This window comes from Streptomyces sp. NPDC107559, from assembly GCF_055657365.1.
The window spans coordinates 1,214,653-1,234,483 of sequence record NZ_JBVKBD010000001.1; the positions used below are offsets into that span (position 1 = coordinate 1,214,653).

The following is a 19,831-nucleotide window of genomic DNA, read 5'->3' on the forward strand; positions in this document are numbered from 1 at the left end:
ATTCACATAAGCTGACATCAAGCGCATTTTGGATAATTACCGTGTGTGACGCGGGTTGTCGGAGAGCCACACCGGGCCGTGATGTCCCGAAACGCCACGCCGAAGATCGAGTTCGAGCCGTTAACCTCCGCGTGGTCGGGCAGACTCGAAGGAAGCCTGAAACAAACCTCCCGGGAAGAGGGTGAGTCGCGTGGATCGCTGCATCGTCCTGGTGGACGCCGGTTATCTCCTGGGGGCCGCGGCCAGTCTGCTCGCCGGGGAACCCTCGCGATCCCGTATCACCGTCGATCACGCCGCCCTCATCCAGGGGCTGCGCGAGCGTGCCGAGTCCGACACGGAACGGCAGCTGCTGCGCATCTACTGGTTCGACGGTGCCCCCGACCGCGTCCCCCAGCCCGAGCACCGCAGACTGCGGGTGATGCCCCGGGTCACGGTCCGGCTGGGCGCGCTGACCCGCAGCGACGGCCGCTGGGCCCAGAAGGGCGTGGACGCCGCGATGCACGCCGAACTGACCGAGCTGGCCCGCAATCGCGCCTGCTCCGACATCGTCCTCGTCACCGGCGACGGCGACCTGCTGCCGGGCATGATGGCCGCCAAGGAGCACGGCGTCGCCGTCCACCTGTGGGCCGTGCAGGCCGCCGACGGCGACTACAACCAGTCCGAGGACCTGGTCGCCGAGGCCGACGAGCGCCGCGTCCTGGACCGCACCTGGATCACCAAGGCCGTCCGCGCCAAGGACCTCGGCGGAGTCTGCGCACCGCAGCCCGTGCCGCGGCCCGAGATCGCCGCGATCCTGTCCGCGCCGCTGCCCGACTCGGGCCTGACGGCGGCGTCCGAGCCGTCCGCCGAGGCCCCGGAGCACGCGGCCGCCGCCCAGAACGGCACCCAGGAACCGGCGTCCGCGCCCAAGGGCGTCCCCACCCCCAAGGACCTGGCCGCCCTGCGCGCCCCCGGTGCGCACCCCGTCCAGCACCCCACGACCGCCACCCTGCGCTGGTCCTCCGACAAGGGCTGGGTCGACCGCCCCGGCGGCACCGCCGCCGAACCCCCCGAGGTCGCCTCGATGCCGACGCTCGCCCAGCTGACCACGGCCGAGCAGCGCTGGGCCGACCGCGAGGAGGACATCACCACCGTCGGCGGGGACCCCTACGAGGTCGGCCAGGTCTTCGCCCGCCGGTGGATGGAGCGCCTCGGCGACCAGGGCGGCCACCGGCAGAAGCTGTCCGGGATGTACCCGCGGATCCCGCACCGCATCGACGGCGAGCTGCTGCGCTACGCGGCCCGCTTCGGACTGCTGGCCCACAAGGACGACCAGATCGACGAGCACGACCGGTACGCCATCCGGGCGGGTTTCTGGCGGGAGATCGACGTCCGCACGGGCGCGGAGCACGCCCCGGCCGGGGAGTGAACGGGGGCGGCGAACCCGCCCCGAGCGCCGGTCGGCGTCCCGGACCCCGTAGTCTCGTCCCTTGTGAGTACGCGCGCGACACCGGACCTTCCAGACAGTGGTGGGGTCGTGTGCGCCGTGCGCGGGCTGACCAAGACGTATCCGGCGCTGCGGGGCAGACGCGGCACTCCCGGCACACCCGCGGTGCGGGCCACCGACGACGTGCGCCTGGAGGTGCGGCGCGGTGAGATCTTCGGCCTGCTCGGCCCCAACGGCGCCGGGAAGACCTCGCTCGTACGACAGCTCACGGGGCTGATGCGACCCGACAGCGGCACCGTCGAGATCCTCGGCCACGACATCGTGCGCCACCCGGAGCGTGCCGCACGGCTGCTCGCCTACCTCGGCCAGGAGTCCACCGCCCTCGACGAGCTCACCGTCTCGCTCGCCGCCGAGACCACCGGACGGCTGCGCGGCCTCGACGCGCACCGGGCGCGGGCCGAGCGCGACGCCGTGCTCGACGAACTCGGGCTCGCGCCGATCGCCGGCCGGCCGCTGAAGAAGCTGTCCGGCGGCCAGCGGCGGCTCGCCTGCTTCGCCACCGCGCTCGTCGGGGAGCGGCCGCTGCTCGTGCTCGACGAGCCGACCACCGGCATGGACCCGGTGGCCCGGCGGGCCGTGTGGGGCGCCGTCGACCGGCGGCGGGCCGAGCGCGGCACCACCGTCCTGCTGGTCACCCACAACGTCATCGAGGCCGAGACCGTCCTCGACCGGGTCGCCGTCCTCGACAGGGGACGGGTGATCGCCTGCGACAGCCCGGCCGGGCTCAAGGAGCAGGTCGCGGGCGAGGTGCGGGTCGAGCTGGTGTGGCGGGAACGCCCGCCGCTGGAGGTGCCCGAGGTGGCCGCGCTGCGCGACCGGGTCGCGGAGTCCGGACGCCGCTGGACGCTGCGGCTGGCGCCCGAGGAGGCGCGCGCGGTCGTCGCCACCGTCACCGGCGGGGCCGCCTTCGCCGCCCTGGACGACTTCACCCTCGCCACGCCCAGCCTGGAGGACGTGTACCTGGCGCTGGGCGGCGCCGCGCGGCAGGGGCTGGTGAGGGCGTGAGCACTCCCACGGCCTCATCCGTACCGAACGGGGCGAGCACCGCAGTGAACCAGAGTGAAGGGGAGCAGCGCGACGTGAGTGTCGTACCCGCCGAGGTTCTGCCGGGTGGCGTCCTGGCCGTGCAGGAGGCGGCGCCGCAGGCCGCCGAACTCGGGCCGCGTGCGCGGCTGTGGCCGGCGCTGGCGGCCGTGTACCGGGCCCAGCTGTCCCGGGCCCGGGTGGCCAGGATCCCGCTGCTGTTCGTGGCGACCTTCCAGTCCGTCGGCATCCTGATCATGATGCGGGGCGTCGTCGACGGCGGCAGCGAGGCGGAGTCCGTGGTGGCCGGCTCGTCGGTCCTCGTCGTCGCCTTCGTGGCGCTGAACCTGCTCGCCCAGTACTTCGGGCAGCTGCGCTCCAGCGGCGGCCTCGACCACTACGCGACCCTCCCGGTGCCCCCGGCCGCGGTCGTGCTCGGCGCGGCCGGCGCGTATGCGTCGTTCACCGTGCCGGGGACCGTGGTCACCGCCGTGTTCGGCTGCGTGCTGTTCGGGCTGCCCATGGGCAACCTCTGGATCCTCGCCGCGGTGATCCCGCTCGCCGGTGCCGCGCTCGCCGGGCTCGGTGCCGCGCTCGGACTGCTGGCGCCGCGGCCGGAGCTGGCCACCGTGCTCGGGCAGCTCGGCATGTCGGCGGCGCTGCTGCTCGGTGTGCTGCCGCCCGAGCGGATGCCCGAGGCCGTCCGGTTCGCCCGGGACCTGCTGCCGTCGACCTACGGCGTGGAGGCTTGTGCGCGGACCTTCTCGGCGCACCCCGACTGGGCCCTCGTACTCGGTGACCTGGCCGTGTGCGCACTGGTCGGCGTCGTCTCGCTGGCCGTGGCGACCCGGGCGTACCGCCGGGCCGCGGTCCGGTGACGCGCCGCGCCGACGGGCCTGGCACGATGTCAGGGTGACCGCACCACTGACTCCGCCTCCGCCGCCGCACGAACAGCCCCCGCACGACGCGTGGCCGCCGTCGCCCGGCGGGTACGGCGGGCCGGCTCCCGCGCCGCAGGACGACCTGTACGGACAGGACGGTCCCGGTATGCGGGCCGAGGTGATCGAGGCCGTCGTCGTCACCCTGGCGGTCGCGGTGACCGGTGTGCTGCTGGGGCTGGTGTGGTGGTGGCTGGCGCCGCACGTGCCGCTGGTCGGCGACGTGGGCGAAGGCCGCTGGGCCGTCTACCTCAAGGACACCGAGGGCGAGCAGGCGATCGGCGTGGACGGAACGTTCACGCTGCTGGCGCTGGCCTTCGGGGCCGTGAGCGCGCTCGGCGTGTTCCTGTGGCGCCGGCGCGGCGGGGTGCCGCTGGTCGTGGCGCTCGGTGTGGGCGGGCTGCTCGGGGCCCTGCTGGCGTGGCGGGTCGGGGTGTGGCTGGGACCCACCTCGGACGTGCTCGCGCACGCCAAAGCCGTGGGCAAGGGCGTGACGTTCTCCGCGCCGCTGAAGCTGGGGGCGAAGGGCGCGCTGCTGGCCTGGCCCCTGGCGGCTCTGGTGGTGCACATGGGGCTGATGGGCCTGTTCGGGCCGCGGGACCCCGACCCGTACGCGTATCCGCACCAGCAGCCGCCGTCGCCGTACGGGGAGCCGAAGAAGTAGACCGCGGTGCGGGCGGCGGGTGCGGCAGGGTTTCCCCGCTCCCGTCGCCCTTTGTCGTGGGCGGGGCCGACGCCCCGCCGTCGCCTGCCGTCACCGGGGCCTGCCGCCCCGGACGCACGCCGTCGGCCTCGAGGCCCCCGCGGGCTTCGTGCCCCGTGGGCTCCATGCCCTCGCGGGGCCTATGCCGGGCGCCTGCCGTGGTTCGAGTGGCCCTTCCTGACGCGCCACTTGCGCTTGCGTGTTCGCTTCGACATGTCCCTCGTACTTAACCGAGGAAGCCGCCGCCGTCGAGGGGTCAGGCGCGGCCGATGGGCGCCAGGGTCGCGGCCGTGAGGCCGGCGAGGTCGGCGGGGGAGAGTTCCACCTCCAGGCCGCGGCGGCCCGCGGAGACGCAGATGGTGGAGTGGCCGGTGGCCGAGTCGTCCAGGACGGTACGGAGCTTCTTGCGCTGGCCGAGCGGGGAGATGCCGCCGCGGACGTACCCCGTGGTGCGCTCCGCCAGGGCCGGGTCCGCCATGACCGCCCGCTTGCCGCCGACCGCCGACGCCAGGGCCTTCAGGTCGAGCTGGCCCGCCACGGGGACCACGGCCACCGTCAGCGCGCCGTCCACGTCCGCCACCAGCGTCTTGAAGACGCGCTCGGGGGAGACCCCCATGGCCTCGGCCGCCTCCTCGCCGTAGGACGGGTGGGCGGGGTCGTGCTCGTAGGCGTGGACCGTGTAGTCCACGCCGGCCGCGGTCAGCGCCACGGTCGCGGGCGTGCCGCCCGGCTGCTGCTTCTTCGCCTTCTTCGCCATGCCGGCCGGCTCCTCGGGGTGCGTTCGTACGTCAGTTCAGGCTGGTCGGGGTGCGTGTCAGCTCCGACGCGGGCAGCGACGGCAGATTGCGGATGATGGCCGTCTCGGAGCGCAGCAGCTTCAGCTCGTCCCGCAGCCGGGACGCGGTGTCGGGGGCCTGGAGCAGCCGCTGCTTGGTGGGCGTGTCGAGCATGATCGCGGCCGCCACCAGGTAGGACACCACGGACGGTTCGTCGGGCAGGTCCGCACCCGTCGTCAGGGACCGCTCCCGGGCGCCCGCCAGCCGCTTCTGGTACTGCTTGAACGCCCGCAGCACACCCTCGGCCAGTGCCCCGGCCTCGTCGCCCGGCTCCTCCGGGAGCTCCTCCAGCTCGGCCGTCAGGAACGGCCCGGACGCGTCCACGGACACCAGGCGCACCCGGGTGGTGCCGGTCGCCAGCACCTCGAAGGTGCCGTCCGCCCGCTCCCGGATCGTCGCCGCGTCGGCGATGCAGCCGATGCCGTGGAACGCCTTCGCCGGGTCCGCGCCGAAGCCCGCGGCCGGCCCGCGCTCGGGCACGGCGGTCGGGTCCGGCATGCCCGGCGCGCTGGGCGCCACTTCATGGCCGTCGCGGATGGTCACGACGGCGAACCGGCGCGGTTCGTCCTCGGGGGTCTTCAGCAGCTCGCGCATCATGGCGCGATAGCGCTCCTCGAAGATGCTGAGCGGCAGGACGAGACCCGGGAAGAGCACCGAGTTCAGGGGGAAGAGCGGAAGCCGGACGGTGGTCACGGCGCAGAAGCCTAATGGCCGACGGAGCGGTCGCGGTCGCCGCGCCCGTTCCGTGGACGCCGGCCGGGCTCCGCCCAGGGCGTCCGCAGGGCGTTCTCGCGCACTTCCAGGAACCGTCCCAGTGGGTCGTCGGAGACCCGGTCCCAGGGGAAGGAGGTGACGTAAGGGCCGGTCAGCCGCAGCTGTTCCCGGGCGTCCGCCTGGCGGCCGAGACGCACCAGGACGTAGACCGCGAGGTTGCGGATCTCCGCGGGCCAGGGGTCGGCCGCCGGGTGCCGGGCGGACAGCGCGAGCGCCCGGTCGGCCGCGGCGTCCAGCCGCTCGCGCGGCACCGCGGGGCCGCAGCCGTCGGTGAGGTAGGTGAAGGCCGCGCGCAGCGGCAGCGCCTGGACGAGCGAGTCGGACGGCGCGTCCTGGGCGGCCCGCTCGGCGAAGTCGAAGCACTCGCGGTGCGAGCCGTGCCAGGCGCCCGCGAGGTACTTCAGGGCCGCCACATGACAGCCGTGGTGGTGCGGTGAGCGGCGGACCGCCGCCTCCCACAGCTCCCCGAAGTAGCGGTGTCCGGCGCGCGAACCGCGCGCGTGGTCCAGCGCCAGCCGCCACGGCACCGGGTCGCGGTCGTCGCTGCGCGCGGCGGCCGTGATCAGCGGGCTGGCGGACCGCAGCAGCTCCGTGCGGGCCGGGGAGTCCCAGACGCGGCGCACCGCGAGCTGGGCGCCGACCAGCAGCACGTCCGGGTCGCCCGGGGCGGCGGCGCGCCAGTTCTCGAACCATTCGTCGCGGCAGTGGGCGAAGGACGCGAGGCGTATCACGTACCGGTCGCGGCTCTCCCAGTCGGCATGGCGGCGGGTGGCGGCGAGGAGCCCGGCGGCCGGCCCGTACTCGCCCCGGGCGGCCGCGACCAGTGCCGGGGCCACGCGTTCGTCGGGCGCGTCGAGGAGCACCTCGTCGTCGGGAGGTCCGGCGACCGGGCGGGGGGCAGCGGTTCTCATCCGCGACGCCCGGATGAAGGGGGGCAGCAGAGCCATGGTGCCGCCCATTGAAAAGCCGCAGGTCGTGGCCGCGCCAGAGGCTCCACGGAAGAATTGGAAAGTTGTACGACCGATGGTCAAGGACGGGTAAAACGTAGTGATCAAGCATCTGTGGACCGGCTGTGAGCGTACCGGGGGTAAGGGTCGGTGGCCCGGCTGCCGGGCCACGCCCCCGCACGGCCCGGGGGGCCGTACGGGGGGCCGCGCGGGCCCCGCCTCGCAGCTCGGCCCCGCAGCCCCTCTCGCGCGCTTCGCAGCCCCTCCCGCGCGCCTCGCGGCCCGCCCGGCCGTCGCGCGGCCGCCCGTGGACGGTCCGTCGCGCGGCGGCCGTGTGCCTGCCCGTACGCCGTTCCTACGCCATACGTCGTACGCCGTCCATACGTCGTCCGGCCGGTCGCGGACGGTCCGTCGGGTGGGGGTGTGCGGGCACCCGCCCGCCTCGGCCGGGCGCGGACGTCGTGGCGAGGCCCCCGGGAGCCCGTCCGCGCGGCTCCCGGGCGTCAGCTGCGCCGGAGCATCCGGGTGGCCCCCGTCGCCACCGTCGTCGCCAGGACCCAGCCGAGCAGGATCATCGCCGCCGCCAGCCACTGCCGGCCGCCGCTGAGCTGCCACTGGTCGGCCTGGCCCAGGTCGATGACCGGCAGCAGCAGGTCCAGGGCGAACAGGGCCGGATCCCACTCCGGATGCCCGTCGCCGTTGACCGGCGGGCGCCCGGCGCGGGCGAAGGCGAGCGTCCCGGCCGCCCACAGCACCGCCATCCATACCGCTGCCCGTCCCGGCCGATAGCCGTAGGCGACCGTCCAGTCCTGCGCGTACCCCCAGAGCTTGGCGGCCGGCGGCAGGGTCTCCCGGCGGTGGCGCTGCTTGGCGAGGAGCACCTCCCGGGCGTCCTCGTCCTCGCCGCTCTCGCGCAGCACGGCCGCGAGCCGCTCGTACGGCTCCGGGTTGTACTCGGCGGTCGCCGCGGCCACCCACCCCAGGCGCTCGGTCAGCGGGAACGGGCCGTGCGGCACGAGGTTCTCGTACGAGAAGCCGCCCATGTGCAGCCGGCCGGGGCCCGGCCAGCTGGCCGCCCGGTCGACGAGGTTGACGATCCGCGCCCCGGACAGCACGACCGTGCCGCGCTGCGGCCGCTCCCCGAGGAAACGCAGCTCGGGGGTCTGCACCCGCAGCAGCGACAGCGCCTGGTCGTCGGTGAGCAGGAACCGGGCCCGCTCCAGGTCGATCGCGTCCCCGAACCGCCCGTCGTCCAGCCGCAGCCCGCCCCGGCACTCGAACCGCTGCACCCGCGTGCCTTGCGGCGGGGTCGCGCCGTTCGGCACCTGGGCGCCCACGCCCGCCGGGGTCAGGTACAGCGTGCGCCCGACGGTCAGCTGGGGCGCGTTCAGGGCGAACCGGGTGTACGGGTTGGCCAGCTGCGCGCCGCGCAGACTCAGCGACACGCCCACCGTCGCGGCGCGCAGGCTCAGCTCGCCGTGCGACTCCAGGAGCTCGGCCTGCAGGTCCTGCCCCACCGACATGCCGTCGGCGGCTATCGAGCGGCCGCTGCGGTCGCGGTCGACGACGGCCTCGTTGAGCAGCAGGTCCGTGCCGATGTGCGCGTCGGTGAGCCGGACCCCCTGGTGGAAGCGGCAGCGCGGCAGATGCAGGTCGCCCTCGGTGTGCACCCGGGCCGCCTCCAGCCGCGGCACCGCGCAGTTCACCAGGCGGGCGGTCGTGAAGCGGGCCTCCGGCAGCAGCACCTCCCGCTCGAAGCGGCAGTTCTTCAGCTCCATGTACGGCACCACCGTGCCGCCGGCGAGATCCAGCACCCCGCTGATCTGCACCCCGGCCAGTTTCAGCGACGCCACCCGCCCGGCCAGCGCGGGCGGCCCGTCCAGCAGCAGCCAGGCCAGTATCCGGGCCCGTACGGTCCGCTCGGGTCCCCAGGGGTGCCCCCCGTGCGGGTCGTCGACGGCCGCCTCCCCGCTGCTGAGGTCGTACACGGTGCCGTTGCGGAACGACTGCCACATGCCGGCCTCGGCGGCGGTCAGATCGTCCGGCAGATCCCCGGTGCGGGTCTGGGTCCCCTCGGTCACGGTTCTTCACTCCCTCCCCGGCTACTCGCGGGTCGCTTCGCCGCACAGGCGTTGATGCCCGCTGAGTGACGCGCCGAACGCAAGACGTGAAGGGGATCTTCCGGGTTCGGGCGGAATGCGCCACCTGCCCGGGCCGCCGCTCTGTATCAGCCATTGATACGCGCGGACGGCGTCCGATCCGGGTCTGCGAGAATTGAGTCCGTGATCTCCCGAATCGATCTGCGCGGCGACGCCCTCCCCGAGGGCCTCGCCCTGCGCGACCTGCTGCCCCGAGCCGACTTCGACGTCTCGGCCGCCCTGGAGAAGGTGCGTCCGATCTGCGAGGCCGTGCATCATCGGGGCGACGCGGCACTGATCGACTTCGCCGAGAAGTTCGACGGCGTACGCCTGGAGTCCGTACGCGTCCCGGCCCGGGCGCTGGCCGACGCGCTGGAGCAGCTCGACCCGGCCGTGCGCGCGGCCCTGGAGGAGTCCGTCCGGCGCGCCCGGCTCGTGCACCGCGCCCAGCGCCGTACGACGCACACGACCCAGGTGGTGCCCGGCGGCTCGGTGACCGAGAAGTGGGTGCCGGTCGACCGGGTCGGGCTGTACGCGCCCGGCGGCCGGTCCATCTACCCCTCCTCCGTGATCATGAACGTGGTGCCCGCGCAGGAGGCCGGTGTCCCGTCGGTCGCGCTCGCCTCGCCGGCCCAGGCCGAGTTCGGCGGGCTGCCGCACCCCACGATCCTCGCCGCCTGCGCCCTGCTCGGCGTCGACGAGGTCTACGCGGCGGGCGGCGCCACCGCCGTCGCGATGTTCGCGTACGGCACCGAGTCCTGCCCGCCCGCCAACATGGTCACCGGACCCGGCAACATCTGGGTCGCCGCCGCCAAGCGCTTCTTCACCGGGAAGATCGGCATCGACGCCGAGGCCGGACCGACCGAGATCGCGATCCTCGCGGACGCCACGGCCGACCCGGCGCACGTCGCCGCCGACCTGATCAGTCAGGCCGAGCACGACCCGCTCGCGGCCGCCGTCCTCGTCACCGACTCGGTCGAACTGGCGGACGCGGTGGAGCGGGAGCTCCAGCCGCAGGTCGAGGCCACCAAGCACATCGACGACCGGATCCTGCCCGCACTCAAGGGCAGGCAGTCGGCGATCGTGCTCGTCGACGGCGTCGAGGAGGGCCTGCGGGTGGTCGACGCCTACGGCGCCGAGCACCTGGAGATCCAGACGGCCGACGCCGCCGCCGTCGCCGACCGGGTGCGCAACGCCGGCGCGGTCTTCGTCGGCCCCTGGGCGCCGGTGTCGCTGGGCGACTACGCGGCCGGCTCCAACCACGTGCTGCCGACCGGCGGCTGCGCCTGCCACTCCTCGGGTCTGTCCGTGCAGTCGTTCCTGCGCGGCATCCACATCGTCGACTACACGAAGGACGCGCTGGCCGAGGTCGCGCATCACGTGGTCACGCTGGCGGAGGCGGAGGACCTGCCCGCGCACGGCGCGGCGGTCAAGGCGAGGTTCGGCTGGAAGGTGCCCGGCAAGTGACGTTCGGAATCGACGATCTGCCCGTCCGCGACGAGCTGCGCGGTCAGTCCCCCTACGGCGCGCCCCAGCTCGACGTGCCCGTACGGCTGAACACCAACGAGAACCCCTACCCGCTGCCCGAGGTGCTGGTCGAGCGGATCACCGAGCGGGTGCGCGCGGCCGCCCGGGACCTCAACCGCTACCCGGACCGGGACGCCGTCGAGCTGCGCACCAGGCTCGCCGCGTACCTGACGGAGACCGCCGGCCACCCGGTCGGCCTCGCGAACGTCTGGGCCGCCAACGGCTCCAACGAGGTCATCCAGCAGCTGCTCCAGGCCTTCGGCGGACCGGGCCGTACGGCCATCGGCTTCGAGCCGTCGTACTCGATGCACGCGCTGATCGCGCGCGGCACCGGCACCGGCTGGATCTCCGGCCCGCGAAGCGCCGACTTCACGATCGACCTCGCCGCCGCCGAGCGGGCGATCGCCGAGAACCGGCCGGACGTCGTGTTCATCACGACCCCCAACAACCCCACCGGCAACGCGGTCCCGCCCGAGACGGTCCTCGCGCTGTACGACGCCGCCCAGGCGGCCAGGCCGTCGATCGTGGTCGTGGACGAGGCGTACGTCGAGTTCAGCCACGGCGCCTCGCTGCTGCCGCTGCTCGAAGGACGGCCGCACCTCGTCGTCTCGCGCACCATGTCGAAGGCCTTCGGCGCGGCGGGGCTGCGCCTGGGCTATCTCGCCGCGCACCCGGCGGTGGTCGACGCCGTGCAGCTGGTCCGGCTGCCGTACCACCTGTCGGCCGTCACCCAGGCGACCGCGCTGGCGGCCCTGGAGCACACCGGCACCCTGCTGAAGTACGTCGAGCGGCTGAAGGAGGAGCGGGACCGGCTGGTCCGCGAGCTTCGGGCGATCGGCTACGAGGTCACCGAGTCGGACGCGAACTTCGTGCAGTTCGGGCGGTTCGAGGACGCCCACGACGTCTGGCGCAAGATCCTCGACCAGGGGGTCCTGGTGCGCGACAACGGCGTACCGGGATGGCTGCGGGTCACCGCAGGCACCCCGCAGGAGAACGACGCGTTCCTCGACGCGGTCCGTGAACTGAAGAAGGAGCAGAGAGCATGAACCGCGTGGGACGCGTGGAGCGGACGACCAAGGAGACGGGTGTCCTGGTCGAGATCGACCTCGACGGCACCGGCAGGACGGACATCTCCACCGGTGTCGGCTTCTACGACCACATGCTCGACCAGCTCGGCCGGCACGGTCTGTTCGACCTGACCGTGAAGACCGAGGGCGACCTGCACATCGACTCGCACCACACCATCGAGGACACCGCCCTCGCGCTCGGCGCCGCCTTCAAGCAGGCGCTCGGCGACAAGGTGGGCATCTACCGCTTCGGCAACTGCACGGTCCCGCTGGACGAGTCCCTCGCCCAGGTCACCGTCGACCTCTCCGGCCGCCCCTACCTCGTGCACACCGAGCCCGAGAACATGGCGCCGATGATCGGCGCGTACGACACCACGATGACCCGGCACATCCTGGAGTCCTTCGTGGCCCAGGCGCAGATCGCGCTGCACGTGCACGTGCCGTACGGACGCAACGCCCACCACATCGTCGAGTGCCAGTTCAAGGCGCTCGCGCGGGCGCTTCGCTACGCGAGCGAGCGCGACCCGCGCGCCGCCGGCATTCTTCCCTCCACGAAGGGCGCGCTGTAACCCATGACCGGTCTGTCCGCCATCCTGATCGTCGTCGGGCTCTTCCTCGTCGGCGGTATCTACTCCTTCGTGAAGCAGGAGATGCCCAAGAGCCTCATCGTGCTGCTGTCCATCGCCGCCGCCATGTGCCTGGTGGCCGGTGTCGTACGGCTGGAGGTGTGGAATTGAGCACTCCCAAGAAGGTCGTCGTCTTCGACTACGGCTTCGGGAACGTGCGTTCCGCCGAACGCGCCCTCGCGCGCACCGGTGCCGAGGTCGAGATCACGCGTGACTTCGACACCGCCATGAACGCCGACGGCCTGCTGGTGCCGGGCGTCGGCGCCTTCGCCGCCTGCATGAACGGCCTGCGCGCCGCCCGCGGCGACTGGATCATCGACCGCCGGCTGTCCGGCGGCCGCCCGGTGATGGGCATCTGCGTCGGCATGCAGATCCTGTTCGCCCGCGGCATCGAGCACGGGGTGGAGACCGAGGGCCTCGACGAGTGGCCCGGCTCGGTCGAACCGCTCCAGGCCGAGATCGTCCCCCACATGGGCTGGAACACCGTCGACGCGCCGGCCGGCTCCGAGCTGTTCGCCGGCCTGGACGCCGACGCGCGCTTCTACTTCGTGCACTCCTACGCGGTCCACGACTGGTCCCTGGAGACGCACAACCCGACCATGAACGCGCCCAAGGTGACCTGGTCGACGCACGGCAAGCCGTTCGTGGCCGCGGTGGAGAACGGGGCCCTGTGGGCGACGCAGTTCCACCCCGAGAAGTCCGGCGACGCCGGAGCCCAGCTGCTGAACAACTGGATCGGAACCCTCTGATGGCCTCGAAGCTCGAACTCCTCCCCGCCGTCGACGTCCGTGACGGCCAGGCCGTCCGCCTGGTGCACGGCGAGTCCGGGACGGAGACCTCGTACGGCTCTCCTCTGGAGGCCGCCCTCGCCTGGCAGCGGTCGGGTGCCGAGTGGCTGCACCTGGTCGACCTGGACGCCGCGTTCGGCACCGGCGACAACCGCGCCCTGATCGCCGAGGTCGCCCGCGCCATGGACATCAAGGTGGAGCTGTCCGGCGGCATCCGCGACGACGACACCCTCGCCGCCGCGCTCGCCACCGGCTGCACCCGCGTCAACCTGGGCACGGCCGCGCTGGAGACCCCCGAGTGGGTCGCCGAGGTCATCGCCCGGCACGGCCACAAGATCGCGGTGGGCCTCGACGTCCGCGGCACCACCCTGCGCGGCCGCGGCTGGACCCGCGACGGCGGCGACCTGTACGAGACGCTGGCCCGTCTCGACAAGGAGGGCTGCGCGCGGTACGTCGTCACCGACATCGCCAAGGACGGCACCCTCCAGGGACCCAACCTGGAACTGCTGCGCAACGTCTGCGCCGCCACGGATCGCCCGGTCGTGGCGTCCGGCGGCGTGTCGTCCCTGGACGACCTGCGGGCCATCGCCGAGCTGGTACCCCTCGGAGTCGAGGGCGCCATCGTCGGCAAGGCCCTGTACGCCAAGGCGTTCACCCTGGAAGAGGCCCTGGAGGCCACATCGTGATTCAGGACACCGTGTCATGACGTCCGAGGCCGTGCGACGGGCGCAGAGCGGAAGCCCCTGGGAGGAGTCCCTCGGCTTCGCGCGCGCCGTCGCGGCGGGCGACCGCGTACTGGTGGCGGGCACGACGTCCTTCAAAGGCCGCGTGCTGTACGGGGAGGGCGACCCGTACGAGCAGGCCAAGGTCGCCTTCACCAGCGCGGTCGAGGCGATCGGCGAGTTCGGACTCGGTATCGACGCGGTGATCCGCACGCGGATGTACCTGAGCCATGTGCGGGACGTGGAAGCCGTGGGACGCGCCCACAAGGAACTCTTCGACTCGGTGCGCCCGGTCTCGACCCTGCTGGTCGTGGAGGGCTTCGTCGACCCGCGCATCCTGGTCGAAGTGGAAATAGAAGCATTCAGAGGAGCCGTGGATTCATGACCCTGGCGGTCCGAGTCATCCCCTGCCTGGACGTGGACAACGGACGGGTCGTCAAGGGCGTCAACTTCCAGAACCTGCGCGACGCGGGCGACCCGGTCGAGATGGCGAAGGTGTACGACGCCGAGGGCGCCGACGAGCTGACGTTCCTGGACATCACCGCCTCCTCGGGCAACCGGGAGACCACGTACGACGTGGTGCGCCGCACCGCCGAGCAGGTGTTCATCCCGCTGACCGTCGGCGGCGGGGTGCGCGCCGCGGAGGACGTGGACAAGCTGCTGCGGGCGGGCGCCGACAAGGTGGGCGTGAACACGGCCGCCATCGCCCGGCCCGACCTGATCCGGGAGATCGCCGAGCGCTTCGGCCGACAGGTCCTGGTGCTGTCGGTCGACGCCCGGCGGACGCCGTCCGGAAGCTTCGAGGTGACCACGCACGGCGGCCGCAAGGGCACCGGCATCGACGCGGTCGAGTGGGCGCACCGGGCCGCCGAGCTCGGCGCCGGCGAGATCCTGCTGAACTCGATGGACGCGGACGGCACCAAGGACGGCTACGACCTGGAGATGATCGCCGCCGTCCGCAGGCATGTGACGGTCCCGGTGATCGCCTCCGGCGGCGCGGGCCGCCTCGGCGACTTCCCGCCGGCCGTGGAGGCGGGCGCGGACGCCGTACTGGCCGCCTCCGTCTTCCACTTCGGCGATCTGCGCATCGCCGAGGTCAAGCAGACCCTGCGTGAGGCGGGCCGCCCGGTGCGGTGACACCGCGTCCGCGCGGACAGCCGCCGCGAGCCCCGGTCACCCCGGTGACCGGGGCTCCCGCCATGTCCGAGAGAAAAGAGAAGCTGCGCAGAATACGGTGCACAGCTTCTCCTTCGCGTCCGGACGTGCCCGACGTGTCCGACGTGCCCGACGTACCCGACGTAGATGTATCCGAGAGGACGACCTCCCGTGACCGCCACGCTCACCGCCCCGGCCGACGCCACCTCGCGGCCGGCCCATCGCGACGGCAACGTGCTGCGCTGGCTCGGCGCCTACACCGCGTCGATGGTCGGGGACAACGTCTACTACCTCGCGCTGTCCTGGGCCGCCGTCCAGGCCGGATCGCCCTCGCAGGCCGGTCTGGTGATGGCCGTCAGCGCGGTGCCGCGGGCCCTGCTGATGCTGGGCGGGGGCGTGGTCGCCGACCGGTTCGGGCCGCGCCGGGTCGTCATCGGGAGCGACGCCGTGCGCTGCGCGGTGGTGCTCGCGGTCGCCGCGCTGCTCCTCGTCTCCGGCCCCGGGCTGTGGCCGCTGGTCGTGCTCGCCGTGGTCTTCGGCATCGTGGACGCCGTCTTCATGCCCGCGGTGGGGGCGCTGCCCGCCCGGCTGACCGGTCCGGACCAGCTCGCCCGGGTCCAGGGCCTGCGCGGTCTCGCCATCCGCTTCGCCGGTGTGGTGGGCGGGCCGCTCGGCGGTCTGGGGGTGGCCCTGGGCGGGGCCGCCGGCGCGTTCGGCCTGGCCGGACTGCTGATAGCGCTGTCGGTCCCGCTGCTGCTGTCCGTACGGACCCGGAACCTCGCGGCGCCTGCCGCGGCGACACCGGTGCGGACGGTGCCGACGGTGACCGAGGCACCGGAGGCGTCGGTGGCGGGCACGGCCGACGCGTCCGGGGCGTCCGACGTATCCGGGGCGTCCGAGACGTCCGGGGCTCCCGGTGTCGTGGCGGAGGCCGCCGCGGGCAGTCCGTGGCGGGATCTGCGCGAAGGCCTGCGCTACATCCGCGGGCACCGGGTCCTCGCGCCGCTCCTGATCGCCATCGCCCTCGGTGACCTCGGCTTCGTCGGACCGCTCAACGTCGGACTGACCCTGCTGGCCGACCAGCGCGGCTGGGGCGCCGCCGGCATGGGCGGGGTGCTCTCCGGATTCGGGGCCGGTGCGGGAATCGCCGCGCTGCTGCTGGCCGTACGCGGGCGGCTGCCGCACGCGGCGCGGGTCGCGGCGGGCGCGATCATCACCGGTTCGGCCGCGATCGGCGCGCTCGCCTTCGTACCCGACCTGACCGCGGCCATCGGCGTGGCCGTCCTCGTCGGCCTGCTCACCGGACTCAGCGGCGCGTTGTGCGGCGCCCTGCTCCAGACCCAGGCCGAACCCGCCTACCTGGGCCGCGTCAGCTCCGTCGCGGGCGTCGTCAGCCTCGGCTTCGCCCCGCTCAGCATGCCGCTGAGCGCGGCCGCCATCGGCTGGTGGGGCACCGGCCCCGTCTTCGTCACCAGCGCCGCGGTCTGCGGCCTCGGCGGTGTGGTGGTCCTGTGCAGCGGCCCGCTGCGCCGCGCCCGGCTGCCGCTCTGAAACCCGGGCGTGCGGGTGTGCGGGCGCACAAGGATGGCTCGCGTCCAGTAGGAGCGCGCCCAGCGTGCAACGGGGTCCGGCAGGCCTGTTTTCCGAGGTCGCAGGGCTCTTGAGGGCCTCGCCGAGGGGCTCGGGCACCTGGTTCCGCCGCCGGTCGAGCGGTCGTAACGTGACGGCCGTGACCGGACAGACGATCCCCCCACGTCCGCTCCGCCCGCCCAGGCTCCACGGCCGGAGCGCGGAACTGGAAGCCGTAGAAGCGCTGTCGGCCCGGCTGCGCGCCGGCCGCGGCGGCGCCCTCGTCCTCACCGGGACCCCGGGACTCGGACGCACCGCACTGCTCGCACAGGTCCGCCGCACCTTCGACGAGGGCACCGTGTGGCACGCGAGGGCGACCCGGGCCGAGAGCCGCATCCCGTACGGCGGCCTGCACGCCCTGCTCAGCTCCGCGGCCGCGGACCCCCCGCTGCGGGCACTGCGGGTGCTCGGGGCCGGGCTGGAGCCGGCCGCGCTGCTGGAACTGCTGGGCGAACGGACCTCGGGACGGCCTCTGCTGGTGTGCGTGGACGACGTACATCTGTGGGACGGGCCGTCCCGCGCGGCCCTCGGGTTCGTCGCCCGGCGGCTGGACACCGCACGTCCCATCGGCCTGCTGCTGTCCGCGGCGGCCCGCGGCCGCCCGGACGGCGAACTCGCCGGCCTGCCCCTGGTCCGCCTCGGCCCGCTCGGCCCGGCCGCGGCCGGCGCGCTCGCGGACGACCTCGCCGCCCGCCCCCTCGACCCCGCCGTACGCCGCGAACTGGTCCGCGGGACGGTCGGCAACCCGCGGCTGCTGACCGACGTCCTGGCCGGGCTCGGCCCACGGCAGCTCGGAGGCGAACTGCCGCTGCCGACACCGCTGGTCGCCCCCGACGTCCTGGTGCGGGTCTGCGGTGCGGGCCCCGGCGACCTGTCGTCCGGGACCCGGCTGCTCCTGCTGCTGGCCGCGGCCGCGCAGGAGCAGGACCCGTACGGGCACGGAGCGGACCTCCTCCTCGTCCTGCGCGCGGCCGGTGCCGCCGGGGCCGGGCGCGCGGAACTGGCCGAGGCCGAGGACGCCGGTGTGCTGCGCGTCGCCGGGGAACGTGTGGTGTTCTCCGGCGAACCGCTGCGCCGTGCGGTCCACGACGAGGTGTCACCCGCCCGGCGCCGGCAGGCCCATACGCTGCTGGCGCTGGCCCTGGCCGGTGAACGCCGACGGCTGCCGCGCCTGGTGCACCGGGCCCTGGCCGCGCCGGGCCCCGACCCCCGGCTCGCCGCCGAACTGGCGGCCGTCGCGGAGGACGACCCGAGCCGGACCCATGCCGAACGGTCCGTGGCCCTGGAGCGCGCGGCCGTCCTCACGGAGCACGACGGAGCCAGGGTCGCGCGGCTCGCCGCCGCCGCCGACCACGCCCGGCTGGCCGGTCGTCCCGCGCGGGCCCGTGAACTGCTGGCCGCGGCCCGGCCGTGGCCGGCGCACGACGCGGTGCGCGGCCGGGCGGAACTCGTCCGCGGGCTGCTCGAACTCCAGGACGGGCCCGTGGCCGACGCCTGCGAGGCGCTGCGGCTGGCGGCGGAGCTGATGGCTCCCTACGACGCGCGGCGCACCGACCTGGCGCTGCTCGCCGGGATGGAGGCGGCCTGGTCCGCGGGCGACGCGGAGTCGTATCTGCGGATCACCGGCGGATCCGGCCTGTCCGCCCCCCGCGAGGTGTCCGTGCCGCAACCGGTGCGCGCCTTGACCCCGACCGGGGCTCTGCCCGCCCTTTCCGGGGCTATGCCAGCCCAATCCGGGGTTCTGCCAGCCCAATCCGGGGTTTTGCCCGGCGTTCCTCCCCAGGCCCTTCCCGGGGCCCTTCCCCGAGTTCTTCCCGACGCCGTCCCCGGCGTCCGCTCCGAGGATCTTCCGGGAGCCCTGCCCGCCGCCGCCCCCGCCGGGACCCTTCCGGCCGTACGGCCGACCGTGGGGCCGGCCCAGACCTTCGCGGCGGAGTACCGCGCAGGGATGACGGACCTGCTGAGCGGGCGGACCGCGCGGGGCAGGCAGGCGCTGCGGCGGCTCGTGGAGCGGGGCGAGCGCGCGGGGGAGCCCGAGCTGCTGGTGTGCGCCGGTGCCGCGGCGCTGGTCGTGGGCGACCTAGCGGCCGCGTGCCGGGTGCACGCGCGGGCGCTGGCGGTCGCGCGCTCGCGCGGCCACGCCACCCTGGTCCCGCTGATGCTGGAGCGGCTGGCCTACGGCGAGCTGCGGGCCGGGCGGCACCTGCGGGCCCGGGTGCATGCCGAGGAGGGACTGCGCGCCGCCCTGCGCACCGGGCAGCGCAACATCGCCGCCCATCAGCACGCCGTCCTGGCCCTGGTCGCCTCCCTGGCGGGCGACGCCGAGACCGTGGCCGAGCACGCCGCCGCCTGCTCGGCCGTCGCCGACGCGCACGGCCTCGCCCTGGCCGCGTCGCTCGCCCAGTGGGCCCTGGCCCGTACCGACCTGAGCCGGGGCCGGGCCCCCGAGGCGGCGGCCCGGCTCGGGCCCCTGGTGCGGCCGGGCCCCTGCGGCGGCCACTTCGCGGTACGGATGCTCGCCGTGCCCTGTTACGTCGAGGCCGCCGTGCTGGCCGGCGCACCGGAGGCCGCGCCCGCGGTCGTCGAGGAGTTCGCCCGCTGGGCGGAGCAGGGCATCGACGCCGCCGCCCCGGCGCTGCTCGCCCGCTGCCGCGCCCTGCTGGAGACCGTCGAGGGCAGGGGCGAACCCGCGGCCCGCGACGGCACCCCGCCCCCCGGCGACGACCGCACCGGCCCCCACCCGGCGGAGGTCCACTACGCGCAGGCGCTGGCCCGCCACGACCTGGTGGGCGGCGACTTCGAACGCGCCCGTACCCAGCTGCTGTTCGGCAACTGGCTGCGGCGCAGGCGGCGGCCGGGCGAGGCACGGGGGCGGCTGCGCGACGCCCTGGTCGCGTTCGAACGCTGCGGGGCCGGTGCGTGGGCCCGGCAGGCACGGGCCGAACTGCGCGCCACCGGTGACGCCCCGGCCGCCGAACCCCGGGGACCGCTGGTCCGGCTGACACCGCAGCAGCTGCGGATCGCCCGGTTCGTCGCGGAGGGGGCCACCAACCGTGAGGTGGCGATGCGGCTGTCGGTGAGTCCGCGCACGGTCGACCACCATCTGCGCAATGTGTTCGCGCTCCTCGGGGTGCGCTCGCGGATCGAGCTGGCGAGGTTCGTCGACCGGGAGGACGCGTCCGGCGACCGCCCCGGGGAACCCGCCCCGGCGCGGCACGGGTTCCCGCCGCGCGAGTGACCCCCGGCGCGAGCGACCCGCCACGGCGGTCGCCTCGGTAGACCCGTCGCCCCGGGAGAGCGGTCGCCCCGGGAGAGCGGTCGCCCCGGGAGAGCGGTCGCCCCGGCACGGTGAGTGATCCGCCAGGACAGGAGATCCGGCAGGGCGGGCGGTCCGGCGGGGCGGGCGGTCCGGCGGCGCGGGCGCGGGGCCGGCGGTCGCCGGTGGAGCCGTGTGCCGCCCGCCACCTGCTGC

18 protein-coding genes are annotated in these 19,831 nt (G+C 74.5%); 14 read left to right on the forward strand and 4 right to left on the reverse strand.

The window, feature by feature from the left end; all coding sequences use genetic code 11:
- The first annotated feature begins 190 nt into the window (after positions 1-190).
- The 4 genes from ACZ7OY_RS05190 (at position 191) to ACZ7OY_RS05205 (ending at position 4,111) form a co-directional block, all read left to right on the forward strand.
- A complete protein-coding gene (locus ACZ7OY_RS05190; RefSeq protein WP_471910097.1) occupies positions 191-1,408 on the forward strand; it encodes an NYN domain-containing protein in 1,218 nt (405 codons plus the stop codon).
- Between the two features lie 108 nt (positions 1,409-1,516).
- Positions 1,517-2,491 (forward strand): ABC transporter ATP-binding protein, encoded by a 975-nt coding sequence (locus ACZ7OY_RS05195; protein ID WP_471910098.1) that lies wholly within the window; start codon positions 1,517-1,519, stop codon positions 2,489-2,491.
- Positions 2,492-2,565: 74 nt separating this feature from the next.
- On the forward strand, positions 2,566-3,387 hold the full coding sequence (locus tag ACZ7OY_RS05200; RefSeq protein WP_384727417.1) for an ABC transporter permease: 822 nt from the start codon (positions 2,566-2,568) through the stop codon (positions 3,385-3,387).
- 34 nt (positions 3,388-3,421) lie between these two features.
- A complete protein-coding gene (locus ACZ7OY_RS05205) occupies positions 3,422-4,111 on the forward strand; it encodes an AAA family ATPase (RefSeq protein WP_471910099.1) in 690 nt (229 codons plus the stop codon).
- 295 nt (positions 4,112-4,406) lie between these two features.
- Here ACZ7OY_RS05205 and ybaK read toward each other — a convergent pair whose 3' ends face one another.
- The 4 genes from ybaK to ACZ7OY_RS05225 all read right to left on the reverse strand — a co-directional run bounded on the left by ybaK (position 4,407) and on the right by ACZ7OY_RS05225 (position 8,788).
- Positions 4,407-4,907, reverse strand: coding sequence for a Cys-tRNA(Pro) deacylase (gene ybaK, locus ACZ7OY_RS05210; RefSeq protein WP_471910100.1), 501 nt, complete (start codon positions 4,905-4,907; stop codon positions 4,407-4,409).
- 31 nt (positions 4,908-4,938) lie between these two features.
- Positions 4,939-5,679 (reverse strand): LON peptidase substrate-binding domain-containing protein, encoded by a 741-nt coding sequence (locus ACZ7OY_RS05215; RefSeq protein WP_385528603.1) that lies wholly within the window; start codon positions 5,677-5,679, stop codon positions 4,939-4,941.
- Positions 5,680-5,690: 11 nt separating this feature from the next.
- The gene (locus ACZ7OY_RS05220) at positions 5,691-6,719 is read right to left on the reverse strand and encodes a hypothetical protein (RefSeq protein WP_471910101.1); all 1,029 of its coding nucleotides are present in this window, start codon (positions 6,717-6,719) and stop codon (positions 5,691-5,693) included.
- Positions 6,720-7,210: 491 nt separating this feature from the next.
- The gene (locus tag ACZ7OY_RS05225; RefSeq protein ID WP_471910102.1) at positions 7,211-8,788 is read right to left on the reverse strand and encodes an oxidoreductase; all 1,578 of its coding nucleotides are present in this window, start codon (positions 8,786-8,788) and stop codon (positions 7,211-7,213) included.
- A 201-nt stretch (positions 8,789-8,989) separates the two neighbouring features.
- Here ACZ7OY_RS05225 and hisD point away from each other — a divergent pair, with 201 nt between their 5' ends.
- The 10 genes from hisD to ACZ7OY_RS05275 all read left to right on the forward strand — a co-directional run bounded on the left by hisD (position 8,990) and on the right by ACZ7OY_RS05275 (position 19,597).
- Positions 8,990-10,312, forward strand: a complete 1,323-nt coding sequence (hisD, locus tag ACZ7OY_RS05230) for a histidinol dehydrogenase (protein WP_471910103.1) — start codon at positions 8,990-8,992, stop codon at positions 10,310-10,312.
- Positions 10,309-11,418 carry a histidinol-phosphate transaminase gene (locus ACZ7OY_RS05235; RefSeq protein ID WP_471910104.1) on the forward strand — a complete coding sequence of 370 codons (1,110 nt, stop codon included), beginning with the start codon at positions 10,309-10,311 and terminating at the stop codon, positions 11,416-11,418. The genes hisD and ACZ7OY_RS05235 overlap by 4 nt, the downstream gene beginning before the upstream one ends.
- Positions 11,415-12,008, forward strand: coding sequence for an imidazoleglycerol-phosphate dehydratase HisB (gene hisB, locus ACZ7OY_RS05240; RefSeq protein ID WP_152893722.1), 594 nt, complete (start codon positions 11,415-11,417; stop codon positions 12,006-12,008). The genes ACZ7OY_RS05235 and hisB overlap by 4 nt, the downstream gene beginning before the upstream one ends.
- Before the next feature lie 3 nt (positions 12,009-12,011).
- Positions 12,012-12,176: a hypothetical protein gene (locus ACZ7OY_RS05245; RefSeq protein WP_351609703.1), complete on the forward strand. Its 165-nt coding sequence runs from the start codon at positions 12,012-12,014 to the stop codon at positions 12,174-12,176.
- The gene (hisH, locus tag ACZ7OY_RS05250; RefSeq protein ID WP_471910105.1) at positions 12,167-12,814 is read left to right on the forward strand and encodes an imidazole glycerol phosphate synthase subunit HisH; all 648 of its coding nucleotides are present in this window, start codon (positions 12,167-12,169) and stop codon (positions 12,812-12,814) included. Before ACZ7OY_RS05245 ends, hisH begins: the two co-directional genes overlap by 10 nt.
- A complete protein-coding gene (priA, locus tag ACZ7OY_RS05255; protein ID WP_471910106.1) occupies positions 12,814-13,539 on the forward strand; it encodes a bifunctional 1-(5-phosphoribosyl)-5-((5-phosphoribosylamino)methylideneamino)imidazole-4-carboxamide isomerase/phosphoribosylanthranilate isomerase PriA in 726 nt (241 codons plus the stop codon). The genes hisH and priA overlap by 1 nt, the downstream gene beginning before the upstream one ends.
- Before the next feature lie 16 nt (positions 13,540-13,555).
- Positions 13,556-13,960 carry a RidA family protein gene (locus ACZ7OY_RS05260; protein ID WP_351609711.1) on the forward strand — a complete coding sequence of 135 codons (405 nt, stop codon included), beginning with the start codon at positions 13,556-13,558 and terminating at the stop codon, positions 13,958-13,960.
- Complete coding sequence (gene hisF, locus ACZ7OY_RS05265) at positions 13,957-14,712, forward strand: imidazole glycerol phosphate synthase subunit HisF (protein ID WP_351609714.1); 756 nt, start codon at positions 13,957-13,959, stop codon at positions 14,710-14,712. The genes ACZ7OY_RS05260 and hisF overlap by 4 nt, the downstream gene beginning before the upstream one ends.
- Before the next feature lie 189 nt (positions 14,713-14,901).
- Positions 14,902-16,281 carry an MFS transporter gene (locus ACZ7OY_RS05270; protein WP_471910107.1) on the forward strand — a complete coding sequence of 460 codons (1,380 nt, stop codon included), beginning with the start codon at positions 14,902-14,904 and terminating at the stop codon, positions 16,279-16,281.
- 178 nt (positions 16,282-16,459) lie between these two features.
- Positions 16,460-19,597, forward strand: coding sequence for a helix-turn-helix transcriptional regulator (locus ACZ7OY_RS05275; protein ID WP_471910108.1), 3,138 nt, complete (start codon positions 16,460-16,462; stop codon positions 19,595-19,597).
- Positions 19,598-19,831: the final 234 nt, after the last annotated feature.